The sequence below is a fragment of the Paenibacillus borealis genome (assembly GCF_000758665.1).
Taxonomy (GTDB): domain Bacteria; phylum Bacillota; class Bacilli; order Paenibacillales; family Paenibacillaceae; genus Paenibacillus_AQ; species Paenibacillus_AQ borealis.
This window is the reverse complement of record NZ_CP009285.1, coordinates 291,187-310,511: the sequence shown is the minus strand read 5'-3', so window position 1 is coordinate 310,511 and position 19,325 is coordinate 291,187. Positions and strand designations below refer to the sequence as shown.

Sequence of the window (19,325 nt, the reverse complement as noted above, 5' to 3'; positions counted from 1 at the left end):
GATAGGTCTATCCATTTTTAGAGGCAGCCCATAGCTTGAACTATACGCGGGATAAGTAGAAACGGCTTTTGCCATCCTTGTAAGGGAAGGTAACGTTTCTTAGATCGAACGGAGAACCGAGGTTGCTCCGCCCGGCCGCGTATGCCTTTAGGAATTGCATCCCCATAGAGAATATAGGATCCGCAGCCCGGCATGGCTGGAATAGAGCACTATTCCGCCCTATCTGCTGCCGGTTCTTTGCTTCATATTATCTATGGGAGTGCCATAGCTGCAGAGCCGTTACAGGTGTAACGTTTCTACAGGACCCTATTCTGTTGTTCCTCATAATCCCTTAAGCACAGGCAGACTGCCTGTGCTTTTTTGTGCCCAAATTTAACAATGGAGGTTGAACAATATATGGAATCCTTACAACAAAAAGCAGTCATCGTGGGTGTACAGCTGCAGAATGACAATAACTTCGATTATGCCATGGAGGAGCTGCGCAATCTGGCAGCTGCCTGCGATATTGAGGTGGTGGCTGAGCTCAGCCAGAAGTCCAGCCGGGTGAATCCCTCGCATTACATCGGAACCGGCAAAATCCAGGAGCTGGCTCTGCTGATGGAGCAGCATGAAGCGCCCATCGTTATTTTCAATGACGAGCTGTCGCCATCCCAGATCCGCAACTTGGAATCCACGCTTGACCGTCAGGTCATTGACCGGACGATTCTGATCCTGAACATCTTCGCGCAGCGGGCCAAGACTAAGGAAGCCCAGCTCCAGGTGGAAGTAGCGCAGCTGCAGTACATGCTTCCCCGCCTGACGGGCTTGCGCGAATCGCTGGGCAGACAAGGCGGCGGAGGCGGAACCGGCCTGAAGAACAGGGGTGCCGGGGAGACGAAGCTGGAGCTGGACCGCAGAAGAATCGAGGAGCGCATCTCGGTGCTGCAACTGGAGCTGCAGGCACAGGTCTCGAGACGCCAGATTCAGCGTAAGCAGCGCCATAAGAATGAGGTGCCTGTCGTTTGTCTCGTGGGCTACACCAATACCGGCAAGTCCAGCTTAATGAATACACTGGTGGAAACCTATCATCCCGGCTCGGGCAAGGGTGTTTTTGCCAAGGATATGCTGTTCGCCACTCTTGAGACATCGGTGCGCAGCATCGAGCTGCCCGATCACAAAACCTTCCTGCTAACGGATACCGTCGGTTTCGTCAGCCAGCTGCCCCATCATCTGGTCAAGGCGTTCCGCTCGACGCTGGAAGAGGTCACGGAAGCGGATCTGCTGATCCATGTGGTTGATATTTCCGATCCGCAGCATGAGCAGCATATGGCTGTAACGGATGAGACCCTGAAGGCGCTGGGTGCTGACGGAATTCCCACCCTGTATGCCTACAACAAAGCCGATCTGACGGATCAGCCTTATCCGCAGGTCCAGGAGAATTCAGTAACGCTCTCTGCGCTGAAGAACCGCGGAATTACCGAGCTTACCGAACTGATCCGCAGCCGGGTCTTTACCGACTATATTCAGTGTGAGATTCTGGTCCCATTCGACCGGGGCAGCATCGTCTCTTACTTCAATGAGCATGCCGATGTGCAGTCTGTCAGCTACGAAGAGCAGGGCACACGCCTTAAGCTGGAGTGCCGGGCCGCCGATTATGAGCGGTTCCGGGGAGATTTCGTAGAGCTCACGCAGTAGAATCTTCTTTATGTAACAGGAGCAGGCCCCGGTACTCTTACCGGGACCTGCTCCTGTTGTTGTATATGGAAGCACCGGAAGCAGCGAATGCCTCCAGCAGTAAACCTCGTAAAGAACCGGGGCAGCGGATCGGTCCGCCTTATTCTGCCGTGCCGGGACGCAAATGAAGCAGGAACTCTCCGTCCCTTCCGCCGCTGCCGTTCACCCGCAGCCCGCCGTCATCCGTCATCTCCAGAACCGGTTCAGCATGAACTCCCTCTTCCTCCTCCGGCTGTACCTCCAGTGAGAATACCAGCGCTGCCTGCTGTAAAGAGGTGAAATCAATGCTTTTGCGCGGACCCGTATAGAGAATCATATCGATATTTATAATGTCTTCTGCCCTATCAATTTCCCAAGCCCAGCTGCGCACCGCACCCCCATGTCCGCTGAATGCCGCAAACCAGGTCGTCAAGATAAACTCAGTTCCTCCAACGACGATGCTCGCCCCTTCGTCTGTAGGCCCGGCGGTGATTCCATTCAGGCAGCCGCCAACCTCCAGCCGCAGCCGCAGATCTGCGGCCTCAATGATGCCGCCGGTCCGGTCGAGATTCGGATGAGTATCGCCGCCGTCCGTAATGAAATCTACACCGAACAGCAAATGCCCTGCTTCCTGCAGCGATTTGAAGCGTGCGGAGCAATAGTCATAGCCGTCATGCAGGCAGCGGAGCCGGATATAGGCCGGCTGGCCATGATTGTCTGCATAGATCAGCAGCGGCCGTCTTTGGTTCCACAGATCACTATGTGTGAAGGAACCGATACTAACTGCTGGAGTCAGATAGGTGACCGCCCATTTGCCGCTGCCGTCCTGCCCGTCCCCTTGCAGGAGCTGTCTTATTTCCTTCTTTTCCGGAACCGTGAACCCTTCCAGATAAGCAGGCGGACAGTGAATGCCGCTCTTATACCATTCTTCCTCGTAAGGCAGCTCCTCCCAGGGGAAGAACCTCACCGCTCCTCCTGTCGCCAATTGCAGAAAAGCCTTACTCTGATCATTCAGCAGCGACCCGTAACAACGGGAATGCGGCCCCGACCACTGAGCCGTGGCAGGGTGATAATAACCGGCGACCGTCTTCCAGGTCAGATCAAGCAGTTCTCCGGTCAGTTCTTTGACCACGCTGTCCGTGGTTTCGGCCTGAAGCTTCGACAGCTCCAGAATGGCAATGTAGGTGTAGACCGGACTGTTGTATTCCTGAAAAGCCCCGTGCTTCATGGTATGGGCATGCAGCTTCCTTAGCCGCTCCAGACCGTACACCGCATAATCCTCACGCCCCAACTGCTCCCCGGCAATTCTCGTGACAAAAGCTCCGATAATCGCAATATTCGTATAATCCGGACCGACATTGCGCTTGATAATCGCCTCGCAGGCATAATCAATGGAATGGATCATCGCTTCCCGCAGGCCGTCCGGGAAGCGGTGACCATGGCGTGCGATCGCCTGAACCAGCCGGCTGCCGCAGAAATCGGCCCAGTTCCAGTCCGGAGGCGCCATCTGCTGCAGCGGCTCCTCATAGAACCAGGACCAGATCCCGAAGGTGTCATGGCTCCGGTCGGTATCCTGCAGGGAGATCACCTGCCGGATGATATCGAATGCCCGCTGTTCATAACGGGCCAGCCCCGTGTCGAGCAGCCCGAGTGCATAAGAGAGCGAATCTCTCGTGGAATGCACGAACTCCGCCTGCTTCAGGGTCGTATGATAGCCCGGGCTGCTAAATGGTGAACGCAGCATGCTGATGCCCGGATCATAACGGGACTCCAGTCCGGCCATTTTTTGAATCAGCAGCTGCAGCTGGTTAATCTCTCTATTCACAGGCTCTGCGGTTTCCTTCACAGTCATCTTCCTGCCTTTCTTTCAGGGTTCTGCCGAGCCTTCTGCAGCGGGCGCTGCAGGGTCAGCGCCTCTGTCAGCAGCTGCATCACCAGCCCCTGTCCATACAATGCCGGATATCGTTCAATTGCGTTATATGCTTCGATTGAAGGCATGACCGGAGTGCCTCCCGACACCCCTTGCACCTCACCGTCTCCAGTGATGAGCGGAAGGATTCCCTCAAGGGCCTTTCCGGCACTCTCCAGAAAAGAGTCATCCAGCAGTCCGCCCTTCACCGCCTTGAGGAAGCCGCAGGCAATCCCGGCGCTGGCCGATGTTTCCTCATAATAATCCGGCCGGTCGAGCACCGTATGCCACAACCCGCTTGCTCCCTGAACCCGCTGCAATGCGGAAGCGAGCGTGCGGTAGCGGCTGCAGAGCTCTTCCGGGACGGCAACTACGCGCCCGGTCTCTGCCACAATCCCGGGAACGGCCAGCGCAACCCAAGCGTTGGCCCGGGCCCAGCGGGCTGCCGACATATGGCTGCCGTCCCGGCAGTTCCAGCCGTGGAACAGCAGCCCCGTCGCCGGGTCCTGCAGCAGGCGCAGATGCAGCAGGGTCTGCTGCAGGGCAGCTTCAGCAAGCCCGCGGTCGCCGGTCAGCCCGGCAAGCCTTGCCAGGAACAGCACGGCCATGTACACCGTGTCCGCCCACACCTGTTCCGGGAAGTCTACAGCCTCGGTCACGGTATGCTCCAGCGCTCCTTCCCGGGTCCGCGGCGCAGTCTCCAGCATCCATCCGGCAATTTCCTGAGCTTTGCCCAGAAACCAGGTGTCCCCGGTCAGCCGGTACAGCTCAGGAAACAGGGCATATGGAGCCAGAGCGTTAATGACCTGGACCCCCTCTGCCTTACGCTTATTCTGGTTCACCCAGAACAGCAGATAATCAATTACCTTATCTGCACCGGTGGCCGTTCCATATTCCATTAATGAGATTACACCGACGCCGGGCACCCAGTCCCAGTGATGGATATCCATTCCCCAATTGCCCTCATGCCGGGGAGATCTCATGTATTCGAATATAAGATTCAGCTTCTCTTGTAACTCCCGCTTCGTACTCAAGTCTTCTGAAGCCCCCTTGAACCGTGATAATCATCCTGAGAATCCGCATGGACCGGAGAGTTTCCCTGAAACGGAATTTCTCCGAACAGCGCTTTGACCGTTAGCTCTACCGTATCCTCATGCAGTGAATAAGCGTTCACCAGCGTATCCAGGAAAGGAATATCCTGAAGCAAATACGGCGATGCAAAAGAAATGCCGATCGGCTTAATCGTCTCCGCATGCTGCATAGCCCAGATGGCCTTAGCCGCTTCGCCCACCGGACGGGCCGTATTCATCATCCCGTGCAGCGGCAGGAAATACGGTGCAAAAGCAGCATCCCAAGATATCCCCGACTGCTCCCATTGCCGTAGTGTAGTCAGCGGTTCGAATTCATCCAGGATATCGACCTGCAGCCCTCTTGCCTTAAGCTGCTCAACGAAGAGATTCATCCGCTCGTATTTGCGTCCTTCCGTCACCTTGTTCAGCATGATCACCAGCACCCGGCGCACTGTCTGCGGATTCAGGGGCAGCTGGCCGGTCCGGTTGCGGACCACCGTAATGCAGCGCCCGGCAAGCTCCCGGCTTAATTGTCTAACCTGCCGGTCCAGCTTCGGCGGCAGCTTGTCATCCAGCAGCGGCAACGCCATCCCGTCTTCTCCCGCAGTGCTGGTGAACTGCACTCCAAGCCGGGCCTTCATCTCCAGAATCCGCCGGACGCTGGCTGTCAGCCGTTCCCGGCTTACCCGCCCGTCCGCTACCGCCTGCTCCATCACCGCGAAATACCTCACGCCCGGCCAGAGCAGCACATCCGTGCCGCAATTGAAGCAATCGATAATGCGCTTCTCATAATCTCCCCAGGCCAGAAAACCGCCCATATCCAGTGCATCCGACAGCACCACCCCATCGAAGCCCATTCGCTCCCGCAGCAGCTCCGTAGTGATGCGCTCCGATACGGTCGCAGGTACCGGCTTCGCGGCAGCATCTCCGCCATCGATCCAGGGAAGGGCGATATGTCCGGTCATATAGGACATCACACCCTGATCGATGATTGTCTGAGCCACATGTCCGTAAGTGGAGAACCATTCCTCTTCAGACAAGCTATTAATCGTAGTGATGATATGCTGATCCCTGTAATCTACCCCGTCCCCAGGGAAATGCTTGGCGCAAGCCGCAATACCATAATCCTGCATCCCGCGCATGACGGCCGCAGACAGGCGTGCCGCCCGCCCGGCATCATCCCCGAGACAGCGGGTAGTAATGACGGGATTCATCCAGTTCAGCAGAAGATCCGTCCCCGGTGCCAGCGCCCAGGTGAATCCGGCTGCCCGGCCTTCCATCGCTGTATATTTACCGTATTCATATGCCAGCGCTTCATCATCGGCTGCAGCAAGGGCAAGAAGGGGCGGGAAGGCTGTGAGGCTTTTGACTGCAGAGCCGGCCCCGAATTCCAGATCACCGGAGAACAGCAGGGGGACCTTGCTGATTCTCTGCAGCATCACGGTCCAGTCCCGGTAATCCTCCGCTTTACCCGCAGCCTTCTGAATGACCTCTCCGCCAATAAAGAAGCTCCCCACCGGATATTGTGCCAGATACCCGCGAAGAGCGGCCTCATCATCCCCCTTGAACGGCAGTCTGCCTGCATGATCCTGCATGGTCTGCCCGATGAGCTCCCGCAAGCTCATAGCTTCCAGCGTGCGCTCCACCCACTCCTGCTCTTCCTTGCTTAACGGCCTCTGCATGGTCCGATTCCTCCTGGTCATTTCTATTCCAAGTGTACCGAAAAGCAGGGCCGCTCTAAATAAAGCCAGCTATAATTTTAAGTTTAAAATTCTATAATCCCCCACAAAGCAGGTCTTAACTTCTTTGATTACTTAGTTTTTTTGCCGGGCCTCGTAAATATATTCTTACCGGTCAACAAAATCACCCTAAAGGTGAATCAAGCTGGAGGGTATGTGGAGTATGGGGGGGTTGCGGGGTTGCGGGGTTGCGGGGGTTGAGGGTATGTGACCTGTACAGCTAATGTAGATATAAGGGCCACCTCACAATTCTCCACTCACACTAATTCCGAAGCAGCCTCCGTTGTAAGCAAGCACACTAATGCTCTTCATTTCTTCCTTTGACCCGCATCTAGTGAAATCAAGTGCACTAATGCTCCTGATTCACGCCTGACGCCCACTTTCGGCGGATTCAGGGGCACTTCTGCTCCTCATTCACGCCTGACGCCCACTTTCGGCGGATTCAGGGGCACTTTTGCCCCTCTTTCACCCCTGACGCCCGTTTTCGGCGTATTCAGGGGCACTTCTGCTCCTCATTCACGCCTGCGGCCCACTTTCGGCGGCATCAGAGGGACTTTTCCATTTGTTTTCCCCATACTGCCCACTTTCGGCGGCATCAGAGGGATTTATCCCTTTATTTTCCCCATACTGCCCACTTTCGGCGGCATCAGAGGGATTTATCCCTTTGTTTTCCTCGTACCGCCCACTTCCGGCTGCATCAGAGGGATTTTTCCCTTTGTTTTCCCCATACCGCACGCTTTCGGCGGATTCAGAGGCATTCCGGAAACAAGGATAAATTCGTCCATCAGACGAATCTGCTCAACATTTAAAATTTCAAATGCCATACTTCAAATTAACTTATCCACAAATTTATGCACATATTACCCACAGTTGGCGACTACCCTGATTTCCTGTACAATAAAAACTCCCCGCCGCTTCACACTTCAAAGCACGCGGGGAGCATAAGTCTTTATTCGCGAGCCCGAGCCTGTGGTAATCCCCCCGTCAGGGCAGACTGATGAACAGGGTCTCACTTAATTTGTTATTCTCCTTGTTCATCTCTTCATAACGCCAGATATCATTCACAAAGAAGCTGATGGTGAAGCTGCCAATCGTTGGCACTGTCCAGCGGGGTGTTCCTTGAGCGCTGCTGTTGGCCGTTAATGTGAGCTCTTCACCAGGCTGGATTACGCTATTATGGGTATCAGACCAGGAGACGACTCCGCCATTTACCGAGAAGGCGCCGCCGGTGATCTGTCCGAATCCGGTTGAAGTGTTCAGCGGTGTAGGGCGGACGCCGATGTTCTTCACTTTGGCCCAGAAAATCAGCGAATCCCCCAGCTGCGGAGTGGTATGCGCCGAAGGGCTGCCATCGCTGTTCACGATATTCCAGCCGATATCCGTCACTGTCAGATCCGGCCCCGGAGCCGGCAGTACAGCTTCATAGCTCTCAAATTCCAGGCCGCTGACCATGATTTTCCCCTCAGTGCCTGTAATTTCAATCCGGTGCAGTCCGTAATCCAGACCCGTCAGCTCGTAGACGATTTTATGATCCCCCTCAAGTCCGGCCTGCGGAATCACTATCGTCTCCATATATTCGCCGTCGATATAGACGTCAGCACTGCCCATATCGCTTTTGATATCCGATCTCCAGCGGACGCCGGTGCCGTTAAAGCTAAACCCTGCCGACGCATCCGGTCCATAGGTCACATGGGAGACTCCATTCGGCGCGGTCTCGAACCCGGTATAGTCGATGTAAGCATGATTATGCGCAACCGGGTACCACGCGGAGACCGGAACATACAGCCCCTCTTCCAGCCTGAAATAATCGATATTCGCCCCGTTGCCCGCCGAGGTGAAGCTAATCGTGTTATAGCCCGGCTGGAGTGTAATCCCATACTGCCGTGCAGTTATATTGGCAGTCCAGCTTCCCGTAGAGGGCAGCGTAACCGTGGACTGCTTCACGCCGTTAACGAGGATATTTTTTTTCGACTCCTGGTTGGAAGCGTATGCAATAGTTAAGGTGTAGCTGCCGCCGCTTGTGGAGTAGAAGCCTTGAATGGCCAGCCCCCCGCCATGCGTCTGCTCGACTACCTTCCCTCCCGAGGCGCTGCTGTTATTGCTGATCTTCAGCGGCAGGGCAAACGAGGTGGCCTCCGCCTCGAATTTGGCCGGATCTCCCGTGACATGCGGCGTAACCGGCATTACCGGTGTGGTTGCAGATACAGCCGCGCTGGGCGGCGATAGATTGCCGGAATCGTCAACAGCCTGAACGGTGTAGCTATAAGTGGTCTGGGGCGCTACGGTATAGTCACTCCAGAAGGTAAGCCGTCCAGGAACATTGATTACGGGAACCGTCCCGCCGTCACGGTACACGTTGTAGCTGACGACCGCGTCATTGTCCGTTGAGGCATTCCAAGTCAGCCTGATCTGCTCATGGCTCACTGCCAGTGCTGCCGGGCTGGCCGGAGCGGATGGCACAGTGCTCTCCTGCTCATCCAGAATATACTGCACGGTCTCCCCGGCACCCAGCGAAACCGTAAGGGTAATATACGGTGTTGCTGTCAGCTGAACCCGGGAGTAAGCTGCTGCATAGGTATCTCCTGCACCGAAGCGTTCCCCGGTATAGATTCCGCTGGAAGGCATCGCAACCTTCACCTGCATCGTCACCGGCGACTTCTCAAAGTTGACGAAGTTCAGCAGAATTTTGTCGGACGAAGCACCTATGGCTGTGGCGCCCAGCGCCGAGGTATCGACCGCGCGGAAATAAGCCTTGAGCCCGGTTAATGCAGATGCATTGAGAACTTCGTAGCTGAGCGGACTTCCATGGGTCGCATAAGCGGCGGCCAGTCTGCGGAACGTCTTCAGCCGGGTCTCCCCGGATTCGTTGATATTGGCCGGCACCGCTGCTGTATCTTCGTAGCGGTGCGTATTCCAGTTGATCGCGGAATCAAACAGCCCAAACTCCGTCCCGTCATTGAAGAAGGCGGCATGCTGCATAATATGATCCACATAACCGATATCCCCCCGCAGCTCCCGGTCAAAAGCAGAGGCGAACCTGTACGCATACGTGCCATATTTCGTATTGTCGGAATGATTGTCGTTGCTGCCGGTCTCACTCATCGCCATTTCTTTGCCGAAGCCTTCATCCGCTTCGCTGTACACGCGCAGATTCTCATACAGGCTTCCGCCCGGCAAAGGCTGAACCCCGGTGCCGCCGTAGCTGTGGCCGTTGGTCACATCCGACTGCGCTTCAATCGGTGCCCGCTGGCCGGCATCCCGCTCCCAGCCGTCAGGTGTTCCGTTATACGGCCAGTACGCCCAGCCGGGGGCAACAATCTTCAGGTACGGCTGGCTGTTGGTCTGCCTTTCCTCATCCATCAGCTCATGAACGGCCAGCACCGCCTTCTGTGCCCAGCCGAATAATCCCGGCTCATTGCCTGTTTCTGCATATTGGTACAGGTCGCCGAATTTGCTGACGAACCCGGCATAATAGCTCCGCAGTGCCGCAGGGATGGATCCGGCGGCCAGCTCAGTGTTGCCCTTCCAGTTCCCTCCGATAATATTCACCATCGGCTCCAGATTAAGGTCGCGCAGCGTCTCCAGATAAGTCCGCCCCAGCGGGTCCCAGCCTGCGCTGGTATCGGACCAGAAGGAGGTGCGCATCCAGTTGCCGCTGTAGGCAATGCCCAGCCATTTGGCCATCGGTGCCAGATGGCGGATCGCATTCTCGTCGTATCTGAAGGTGGACGCGGCAATCGCGCTTCCCAGATGGACATACCGTCCGTGTATGGGCTCTGTGGCCGGCTCCTCCAGCGCATCCAGCCTGAAATAATCCCACTCGAACCACAGATACTGATCCCCGTCATAGCCTGGAGATAGCGGATCTGCATACAACCCCCGGTCCAGAGTCAGCTTAATTTTATTCTCACCGGTCTTCAGTTGTTCTTTGGGAATGTAGAGCTTATAGGTTTGTTTCCATGTGCGCGCAAGCGGGGTTTCTCCATCATTCAAGCCGGTTATCTGAATAAGCCCGCTGAAGCTGCCGTTTGCGAATACGGCCAGCTGTGGTATGGCAGTACTTGCATCTATAACTTTGAAGCTGTACTCCACGCCGTAGAGAGGGACTTCGTCTAAGTCAAAGGTGAGATTCATGGTACCGTTGTGGTCTGCCTTCATGCCCTTGGAGAGGGTATTCCAGTTCATGGGATTTGCGGGGAGGGTAATATTCTCACTGTACACATCCTGAAATACCGTAAATTCTGCGGAGCTGTTATCCTGCTCTCCTACCTGCCAGAGCAGCGTGGGCGGCTGATAAGTATCTTCTGTGACTGTCCTGCCCAAGGAAGATTCAGCCACAGGTGGCGGTGGCACTGCAGGTGACTTCATTTCTTGCACAGCAGTCAGTGCCGCTGGCGGTCCGGCGGACAGAATTCGCCCGCCAGGCGCCAGAACGGACATCAGCACCAGAACAGTAATGAGCAACTTGCCTGTAATCTTCTGATTTCGCACATTAACACCCTCTTCTTGAGAATAAGATAAGGGCTCCCCAAATGCTGGTTCAGCGAATGAGAATACCCGGTATCCGGCAAGCGGCCGCTGGGACTGCTTGCTATGAATACCGGGCGTGCTATGGCCTCAGCTGCTTATTTGGCGGCCAGAAAAGCATCCAGTTGCGTTTGAATTTCAGTAATTACAGCATCCAGGCCTGCGGCCTTCAGCTTGCTGTTCATTTCCTTCAGGACCGGTTCAGGGTCCTTTTCCCCGGAGTAGAGGGTGTTCTTATATTGCTTCGTAATATTAATCAGTGCGCCGATCTGCGACTGCACCTTGGTCGAATCGAAGACAAAACCGATGACCGGGGAAACGGCAGAGTTCTTGTTCCAGTCGGTGTACAGCTGTACGCGGTTCGGATCTTCGTCCTTGTTCAGGTAGTTCAGCAGTACGTTCCCGATCATCCAGGAAGATACGGAGTTGTAGCCGCTGTCCGGAATAAACTCCACCGTGTTGTTCTCCAGCTTCTTGTAATGCTTGCCCTCAATTCCGAAGGTCAGCAGGTTATAGAGCACCGGATCGGTATGGATCAGATTCATGAACATCATGGCCCGTTCAGGGTTTTTGGAGGTTCTGGAGATGGCGAGCATGGAGCCCTGCAGACTCTTGGTGCTGACCCCAACCGGCAGCAGCGTCTTGATGATCATCGGCTTCTCGGCGAGCCGGGTCCAGTCATTAGTGGAGGTCGGATTCATATTGCCGTAGACGAACCAGGCCTTGCCGCTTTTGACCGCATCCTTCAGCTCGGTCTTGTCTGTGGCACCGTTCTTGTTAATATAGCCCGCTTCATACCAGCTGCGGATCAGCTTCAGCCGTTCCACAATTTCCGGAGTATCGTATTCATTGAATACCTTCATCGTTTTGTAATCGAGCAGCGTCGGGATTTCATTGCTGCCGTCGAGGTCTTCACTTTCCGGATATGCGGTGAACCAGTTCAGACTGTCGGTATGGTTCATGAACAGCGGGGAGAGAGTTGGTTCTTTCTCCTTAATCGTCTTCAGCATCGGTTCAATATCCTCCAGCTTCTTGATGCTGTTCACATCGAAGCCGTATTTATCGACAATCGCTTTGTCAAAAGCAAATCCGACGGACTGGCCCAGCTCTTTCTCTGTTGGAATCGCATACAAATGTCCGTTTACAGTAGCCGCCTGCAGGTAAGCAGGATTGATCTGTGCCTTCGTTTCCTTGGCATAGGTTTCGATCAGCTCTTCCAGCGGCAGATACGCACCCTTCGCGGCATTGGTCATGAAGTTCCAGGTGTAGACCATATCGAACACTTCGCCGGACTGAATCATCAGGTTGACCTTATCGGCCGGTTTATCCCAGCTCAGCTGGTTGATCTTGATCGTGGCATTTATTTTATCCTTCAGATACGCATTGATCTCCTGCTCTACAGAAGCCACATCCTTATCCGGCCCGCCGGGCAGATACAGCGACAGCTCAACCGGTTCCAGCGCATCCGGCGCTTCTGTCCCGGCCGCCTCAGTTGCAGTAGCTTCCTTAGTGGCTGCCGGAGCCGTGGTGCTCTCCCCTGCCTTCTCCGTAGGAGCAGCGGTATTGTTGTTATTCCCGGAGCAGCCGGCTAGGGTAAACCCAACCATAAGTACAAGCGACAGCAGTAGACCCGTGACTTTTTTACCTGCCATACTTTGTTTCCTCCCCTTGATTGAACAATATATGCTAATCGGTTGATTCCGAGGTTAGCCTTTAATCGAGCCAAGCGTCAAGCCTTTGATGAAATACCGCTGGAAGAACGGATAGGCGAGCACGATCGGTCCAATGCCAATCAGCGCCATCGCCATGCGGATCGTTTCCCCCGGCAATTTGGCCAGCTCGGTGGCCGAGCCCTGAATGAGTGCCCCGTTGCGGCTCAGGTAATCCGCCTGGGAGATCATTTTGTACATCAGGTACTGCAGGGAATAGAGGTCTGTATCGGTGATGAAGATCATGCTGTTGAACCAGTCATTCCAGTAATGCAGCGTATTGAACAGCCCAATCGTGGCGAACACCGGCAGGGACAGCGGGAAAACAATCTGGAAGAACGTCCGCAGCTCTCCGGCCCCGTCGATTGTGGAGGCTTCGATCAGCGCAGGCGGTACACTCATCTGGAAATAAGTTTTCATGATCAGCACATTGAACGGCGACAGCAGCATCGGCACGATGAGTGCCCAGATGGAGTTCTTGAGATCAAGCACTTGCGTATAGACCATATACCAGGGCACCAGTCCGCCGCCGAACAGCATGGTGAAGAAGATCAGGAAGGCGAAGAATCCCCGGTATCTGAAATCGGTCCGTGAAATCGGATACGCATACAGCGAAGAGATAAATACACTGACCAGCGTTCCGGTGATGGTGACGAAGAAGGACACGCCGTACGCTTTTAATACCACGCTGTAATCCTTGAAGATATACGCATAGGCTTCCAGGCTGAGCTTCTCCGGGATAAATTGATATCCGTTCAGCACGATGTAATCATAATCGGTAATGGAAATCATGAAGACGAGTACAATCGGCAGCAGGCAGGTAATGGACAGGATGATAAAAATAACATGGAGAATGATGTTGGTGAATTTGGATATTTCGTTATTAGCCACGGATTTCCACTCCTTTTTAGAATACCGCCTGGTCTTTGTCGACCTTGCGCACAATCCAGTTCGAGCCGAGGACCAGGAAGAAGCCGACCACCGACTGATACAATCCGGCTGCTGCGGACATGCCCAGGTTACCCATATTGATCAGCGCGTTGTAGACATATGTGTCGATGACCAGTGTCGTCGGGTACAGTGCTCCGGAATTCAGCGTAGTCTGGTAGAACAGACCGAAGTCGGAGCGGAAGATGCCGCCGATGGCCAGAATCGTTGTGATGATAATGACCGGACGGATCAGCGGAATCGTGATATGCAGGATCTGCTTCCACTTGCTGGCACCGTCGATCAGGGCTGCTTCATAATACTCATTGTCAATGCCGATGATGGCCGCCAGATAGATGACACAGCCATAGCCCACCCCTTTCCAGAGGTTGATCAGCGGCAGAATGAACGGCCAATATTTCGGCTCGGAATACCAGTTCAGCTCATCCAGCCCGAACAAGGCGAAGATCCCTTTATTGATGAAACCGTATTCAACATTCAGAAAAGCGAACACCAGATAGCTCACCACAACCATCGACAAGAAGTACGGGAAGAACATGATGCTCTGATAAAACTTGGCGGCCAGCTTATTCTTCAGCTCATTCAGGGCAATCGCGATCGATACGGCAATCACCAGGTTGAGAATAATAAACACGAAGTTGTAGAGCACCGTATTACGGGTAATGATCCAGGCATCTGAGGTTGCGAACAGAAATTTGAAGTTATCCAGCCCCACCCACGGACTGCCGAGAATCCCGTCCACATAGTTAATATTCTTAAAGGCAATAATGATCCCGAACATCGGCAGATAATTATTGACCAGCAAAAAAAGCACGCCCGGCAGCAGCATCAGCAGCAGAACTTTGTGCTTCAGCAGATGCTTTAGCATGGACCCTCTCTTCGTACTCCTGCGCACAGGCAAGCTGCTGCTTGCTCCGGCTGCGCTTCTCTTCTCTTGAGTAATCATTCCTTCCGCCTCCTGATTCCTTCAGCAGTCTCTCTCTTCCATGACTTAAGTGTAGCCGGAGAACGGCTGATGCTAAATAAGGCCATCTATAATAAAAGTTCAAAATCCTACGGAGTTTAGGATTGTGGATTTGTAGTCATACCAAAAAGGGCGCTCCACAATAATACTGTGGCGCGCCCTTTGGTATTTTAGAGGATACCTGTAATTTCGTACGGATTCATTGTATTAAGTCAGTCTGTGCACAGACCACACAACGCCCGAGGAGGAGCCGCCAAGATCCAGCGGAATTGTTAGTCCATCTGCTGCGTAGAATAGTCCGATTACGTCGCCTGCCGTCAGTTCAAACTCACCCGTTAATGTCACCGTACCGTTCCCTAATATCGTCCGGAGTGACAACAGCAGTGCGATGTTAACATTCAGCAGAGGGAAGAGTCCGGTTACCAGATCTGTTACCGTAGGGGACGTTCTCCGCACTACAAAAGCCGGATTTACTCCCGCACCCAACGCAACTGAAATCGCAGCCGTAGTGCTGTAGTTAATGGTCGCCTCAAACGAATATCTGCCTGTGGCCGGGATCGTGTAGTTACCTGTTGTTTCGTTAAAAGTCGCGCTGTCGTAATAAGGTGTCGTCACCGTCCAGCCTGTAAGCTGTGTGCTGGCTGCTGCCGAGAACGAAGGCAGAAATGCCGAGAAGCCTTCCGTTGCAATATTGGGCCCTGTCGCTCCGGTTGCTCCGGTCACTCCCACTCCCGTCGCACCGGTAACCCCGGTCGCACCTGTCACGCCTGCGTCTCCTGTTGCTCCCGTAACACCAGTCGCTCCGGTCACGCCCACTCCCGTCGCACCTGTAACCCCGGTCGCACCTGTCGCGCCTGCGTCTCCTGTTGCTCCCGTTACACCTGTCGCTCCGGTCACTCCCACTCCCGTCGCACCGGTAACCCCGGTCGCACCTGTCGCGCCTGCGTCTCCTGTTGCTCCCGTTACACCTGTCGCTCCGGTCACTCCCACTCCCGTCGCACCGGTAACCCCGGTCGCACCTGTCACGCCTGTAGCTCCAGTTTCACCAGCTTCGCCCGTTGCCCCGGTAACTCCAGCTTCACCAGTCGCCCCAGTCACCCCAGCTTCGCCTGTTGCACCTGTCACGCCAGCTTCGCCCGTCGCTCCAGTCACTCCAGCTTCACCCGTTGCACCCGTCACGCCAGCTTCGCCCGTCGCTCCAGTCACCCCAGCTTCGCCCGTCGCACCGGTCACGCCAGCTTCGCCCGTTGCCCCGGTAACTCCAGCTTCACCAGTCGCCCCAGTTACACCAGTCGCTCCAGTCACCCCAGCTTCGCCTGTTGCACCTGTCACGCCAGCTTCACCCGTCGCACCGGTCACGCCAGCTTCGCCCGTCGCTCCAGTCACTCCAGCTTCGCCCGTTGCCCCGGTTACACCAGCTTCGCCTGTCGCCCCAGTTACTCCGGTCGCTCCAGTCACCCCAGCTTCGCCCGTTGCACCAGTCACACCAGTCGCTCCGGTCACTCCTGCTTCGCCTGTCGCCCCAGTTACACCAGTCGCTCCGGTCACTCCTGCTTCTCCCGTTGCTCCAGTCACACCAGCTTCACCTGTTGCCCCAGTCACCCCAGCTTCGCCTGTCGCCCCAGTTACCCCAGCTTCGCCTGTCGCCCCAGTTACACCAGTCGCCCCAGTTACACCAGTCGCCCCAGTTACCCCGGTCGCTCCAGTCACCCCAGCTTCGCCCGTTGCTCCAGTCACTCCAGCTTCGCCCGTCGCTCCAGTCACTCCAGCTTCGCCCGTCGCACCGGTCACGCCCGCTTCGCCCGTCGCTCCAGTCACCCCAGCTTCGCCTGTTGCACCTGTCACTCCCGCTTCGCCCGTCGCTCCAGTCACTCCAGCTTCGCCCGTCGCACCGGTCACTCCCGCTTCGCCCGTTGCCCCAGTCGCGCCAGCTTCCCCGGTCGCTCCAGTCACCCCAGCTTCGCCTGTTGCACCAGTCACGCCAGCTTCGCCCGTCGCACCAGTCACGCCAGCTTCGCCCGTCGCACCGGTCACGCCAGCTTCGCCCGTCGCTCCAGTCACTCCAGCTTCGCCCGTCGCACCGGTCACCCCAGCTTCGCCTGTCGCACCAGTCACTCCAGCTTCGCCCGTCGCTCCAGTCACGCCCGCTTCGCCCGTCGCCCCGGTCACCCCAGCTTCGCCTGTCGCCCCGGTCACTCCCGCTTCGCCCGTTGCCCCAGTCGCGCCAGCTTCCCCGGTCGCTCCAGTCACCCCAGCTTCGCCTGTCGCCCCGGTCACCCCAGCTTGGCCTGTCGCCCCGGTCACTCCCGCTTCGCCTGTCGCACCGGTCACGCCAGCTTCGCCCGTCGCACCAGTCACTCCCGCTTCGCCTGTCGCACCGGTCACGCCAGCTTCGCCCGTCGCCCCAGTCACGCCAGCTTCGCCTGTCGCCCCGGTCACTCCCGCTTCGCCCGTTGCCCCAGTCGCGCCAGCTTCCCCGGTCGCTCCAGTCACCCCAGCTTCGCCCGTCGCACCAGTCACCCCAGCTTCGCCCGTCGCCCCAGTCACGCCAGCTTCTCCGGTTGCCCCGGTAACTCCAGCTTCACCAGTCGCCCCAGTTACGCCAGCTTCGCCCGTTGCCCCGGTAACTCCGGCCGCTCCCGTTACTCCCGTAGCTCCGGTCGCTCCTGTAGCCCCGGTAACCCCTGTGGTTTCACCAAGCAATTCGGCAGATACCAGCCGGTGGGCCGTTACCAGCTGTCCGGTGCTGCTCTTGCCCCACAGCGAAATCTGGATAGGGTCGTCCGCCATATCAGGGGTGACAAACAGAAATTCAAAAGCATCCAGATCCGCGTAATACGTGTTGGTTATCACTTCGTTTGCAGCCACATTCAGTGATTCGCTGACATACAGGTTTCTTATTCCTCCGAGCATGTAATAACCTTGTACCAATACCATGGAAGCTGAAGTATTGCTGCGGTTATCGATTCTGACCGTAACCTGTGTAGTCGGTCTCACGCCGCCAACCATATTATTCTCCAGCGGTCCCGTTGATAAAAAGCTCATTTCCCAGTCTCCTTTTAATTGCAGATTTTGATTATAGAATCTATCTCTTCCCTCATAGAAGCTAGTACTGAAACTAGCAGTACAAAGATTGATTTATATAGTATTATTCCGGCGATCCTCCTACGGTGTGGACATTAGCGCTCCAATTCGGCACACATCCAGCACAAATGAAAGAGCAAACAAAAAGGGACTTCCCCGAAGCCGCTACGGCCCGGATAAGTCCCTGATTCAAACTGGCTATTCTATTCCTGTCCCTTACTCAGCTGGCTCTCCAGGCTCTCTGCCTTTAGGGGATTATGCGGATCAAAGTCAGGATAGATATACTCCTCGCGCTGAAAAGAGTACCCCGTATCCGCAATGTCGAGCATCTGATTCAGCCGCTCCGTTTCGCTGCGCAGCCCCTCGTCAAGCGGCCTCTCTCCCGAGAGAATCTGCAGATACAGCTGCATCCTCGGACGGTCCCCGGAGTCACGCGGTTCCATGGATACCGTGCTCGGATCATATTGATCCATAATCTGCGGGGAGAGCGGATAAATGGACTCAGCTGCAGTCGGATAAAACTCCTTGAAATGTCCCAGCCCTGGTGCGAGCCCCGGAACTTCGAGAATACCGTCCACCACCGGCAGGGCCAGCGCCTGCTGGAACAGAATGGTCAAGAAATCCTTCGACTGCAGGAATTTCCATACTTTAACCGCCGCCTCCCGGCTTGGAGCCGAGCTATTTACTACCAGCGGAGAGTGCGGAATCATCATGAGTGCTCCGCCGCCCCGCTTGGAGGAATCCGCCACGGGAGGCATTGTAACTCCCCAATCATCCTTCGGCATATATTCCTGCAGCTTTACATAATCTTTGCTGGTGGCGTACATCATCCCGATATTGCCGTCCGCGAACTGCCGCAGGGCACTGTCACGCTTAAGCAGTCCCTCACCCGGATACAGACTCCCCTCACGCTTCATGTCCAGCACCATTTGCAGCCAGAATCTGTATACACTCAACTCATAACGCCCGGTCTGGTAATTATAGAGATAGTAACCGCTGGAGGTATTGGAGATTTCAAGACCGGTCTGCAGGCTATCCTGGCTGTCTCCGGCAGGAAGCGCGAAGCCGTATTTATTCACGCCCTCTCCTGCCTGGCTGATCCGGGCGGCAGCCTCTTTCACCGCTCCGAAGGTAAGCGGCGGGCGCTCCGGGTCAAGTCCGGCATCGCGGAACAGCTGCTTGTTGTAGAGGAGACGCACGGTATCAATACTGGAGGGCATGAAGTATATCCCCCCTCTGAACAATGAACTGTGTGCATAGTTCCTGGCCCATTCCGGGAATCTGCTTAGATCAGCAGTGTTCAGCTCATCAGACAGATTAGCCAAATACCCCTTGTTCACATAGGTGGCCAGCCAGGCATTGTCGACACTGAACACATCCGGACCCTGTCCCGAGGTCATCAGCATATTTAAAGTGTCCTCATAGACATCCGCAGCAATATCCATGACGGTAATCTCAATATGATCGGGATTCGTTTTGTTGTATTGGCTGATAGCATTCTTCACTTCCAGGTTCTCTGTCCAGTCATACAGGGCGATCTTTACCCGGGTGGGGGGCACCGGCACCTCCGTAGGACTCGAACTGAAGTCCACCAGCAGCGGACGGTCATAAGCAATAGCATAAGCTGCAGCCCCGCATAATAGTAAGGCAAGGATATAGAACAGGAATCGTTTCATCTTGCAC

11 protein-coding genes are annotated in these 19,325 nt (G+C 55.5%); 1 reads left to right on the top strand and 10 read right to left on the bottom strand.

Translation table 11 applies throughout. The features are described from left to right. Positions 1 to 396: 396 nt before the first annotated feature. The gene (gene hflX / locus PBOR_RS01395) at positions 397 to 1,674 is read left to right on the top strand and encodes a GTPase HflX (RefSeq protein WP_042210100.1); all 1,278 of its coding nucleotides are present in this window, start codon (positions 397 to 399) and stop codon (positions 1,672 to 1,674) included. A gap of 139 nt (positions 1,675 to 1,813) precedes the next feature. Here the strand turns inward: hflX and PBOR_RS01390 are convergent, their stop codons facing one another. The 10 genes from PBOR_RS01390 to PBOR_RS01350 all read right to left on the bottom strand — a co-directional run bounded on the left by PBOR_RS01390 (position 1,814) and on the right by PBOR_RS01350 (position 19,318). Continuing rightward, positions 1,814 to 3,517 carry a DUF8769 domain-containing protein gene (locus PBOR_RS01390; RefSeq protein ID WP_218918875.1) on the bottom strand — a complete coding sequence of 568 codons (1,704 nt, stop codon included), beginning with the start codon at positions 3,515 to 3,517 and terminating at the stop codon, positions 1,814 to 1,816. Between the two features lie 23 nt (positions 3,518 to 3,540). Next, positions 3,541 to 4,635: a glycoside hydrolase family 88/105 protein gene (locus PBOR_RS01385; protein WP_245648004.1), complete on the bottom strand. Its 1,095-nt coding sequence runs from the start codon at positions 4,633 to 4,635 to the stop codon at positions 3,541 to 3,543. Next, positions 4,632 to 6,353 (bottom strand): glycoside hydrolase family 3 protein, encoded by a 1,722-nt coding sequence (locus PBOR_RS01380; RefSeq protein ID WP_042210098.1) that lies wholly within the window; start codon positions 6,351 to 6,353, stop codon positions 4,632 to 4,634. Before PBOR_RS01380 ends, PBOR_RS01385 begins: the two co-directional genes overlap by 4 nt. A gap of 713 nt (positions 6,354 to 7,066) precedes the next feature. Next, complete coding sequence (locus tag PBOR_RS37610; protein WP_157763949.1) at positions 7,067 to 7,234, bottom strand: hypothetical protein; 168 nt, start codon at positions 7,232 to 7,234, stop codon at positions 7,067 to 7,069. Positions 7,235 to 7,394: 160 nt separating this feature from the next. Next, positions 7,395 to 10,901, bottom strand: a complete 3,507-nt coding sequence (locus PBOR_RS01375; RefSeq protein WP_042210097.1) for a polysaccharide lyase family protein — start codon at positions 10,899 to 10,901, stop codon at positions 7,395 to 7,397. 134 nt (positions 10,902 to 11,035) lie between these two features. After that, positions 11,036 to 12,589 (bottom strand): ABC transporter substrate-binding protein, encoded by a 1,554-nt coding sequence (locus PBOR_RS01370; protein ID WP_042210096.1) that lies wholly within the window; start codon positions 12,587 to 12,589, stop codon positions 11,036 to 11,038. A 54-nt stretch (positions 12,590 to 12,643) separates the two neighbouring features. Continuing rightward, complete coding sequence (locus PBOR_RS01365) at positions 12,644 to 13,537, bottom strand: carbohydrate ABC transporter permease (RefSeq protein WP_042210095.1); 894 nt, start codon at positions 13,535 to 13,537, stop codon at positions 12,644 to 12,646. Between the two features lie 16 nt (positions 13,538 to 13,553). Further along, positions 13,554 to 14,540 carry an ABC transporter permease gene (locus tag PBOR_RS01360; RefSeq protein WP_042210094.1) on the bottom strand — a complete coding sequence of 329 codons (987 nt, stop codon included), beginning with the start codon at positions 14,538 to 14,540 and terminating at the stop codon, positions 13,554 to 13,556. A 225-nt stretch (positions 14,541 to 14,765) separates the two neighbouring features. Then, positions 14,766 to 17,603 carry a beta strand repeat-containing protein gene (locus PBOR_RS01355; protein ID WP_099052433.1) on the bottom strand — a complete coding sequence of 946 codons (2,838 nt, stop codon included), beginning with the start codon at positions 17,601 to 17,603 and terminating at the stop codon, positions 14,766 to 14,768. A 242-nt stretch (positions 17,604 to 17,845) separates the two neighbouring features. Beyond that, on the bottom strand, positions 17,846 to 19,318 hold the full coding sequence (locus PBOR_RS01350; RefSeq protein ID WP_042210093.1) for an ABC transporter substrate-binding protein: 1,473 nt from the start codon (positions 19,316 to 19,318) through the stop codon (positions 17,846 to 17,848). Positions 19,319 to 19,325 lie beyond the last annotated feature (7 nt).

Bases quoted from the DNA above. Each gene is read 5' to 3' on its own strand.
- hflX (WP_042210100.1), top strand. From the start codon at position 397: ATGGAATCCTTACAACAAAAAGCAGTCATCGTGGGTGTACAGCTGCAG.
- PBOR_RS01360 (WP_042210094.1), bottom strand. From the start codon at position 14,540: ATGATTACTCAAGAGAAGAGAAGCGCAGCCGGAGCAAGCAGCAGCTTG.
- PBOR_RS01370 (WP_042210096.1), bottom strand. From the start codon at position 12,589: ATGGCAGGTAAAAAAGTCACGGGTCTACTGCTGTCGCTTGTACTTATG.
- PBOR_RS01380 (WP_042210098.1), bottom strand. From the start codon at position 6,353: ATGCAGAGGCCGTTAAGCAAGGAAGAGCAGGAGTGGGTGGAGCGCACG.
- PBOR_RS01355 (WP_099052433.1), bottom strand. From the start codon at position 17,603: ATGAGCTTTTTATCAACGGGACCGCTGGAGAATAATATGGTTGGCGGC.
- PBOR_RS37610 (WP_157763949.1), bottom strand. From the start codon at position 7,234: ATGGCATTTGAAATTTTAAATGTTGAGCAGATTCGTCTGATGGACGAA.
- PBOR_RS01350 (WP_042210093.1), bottom strand. From the start codon at position 19,318: ATGAAACGATTCCTGTTCTATATCCTTGCCTTACTATTATGCGGGGCT.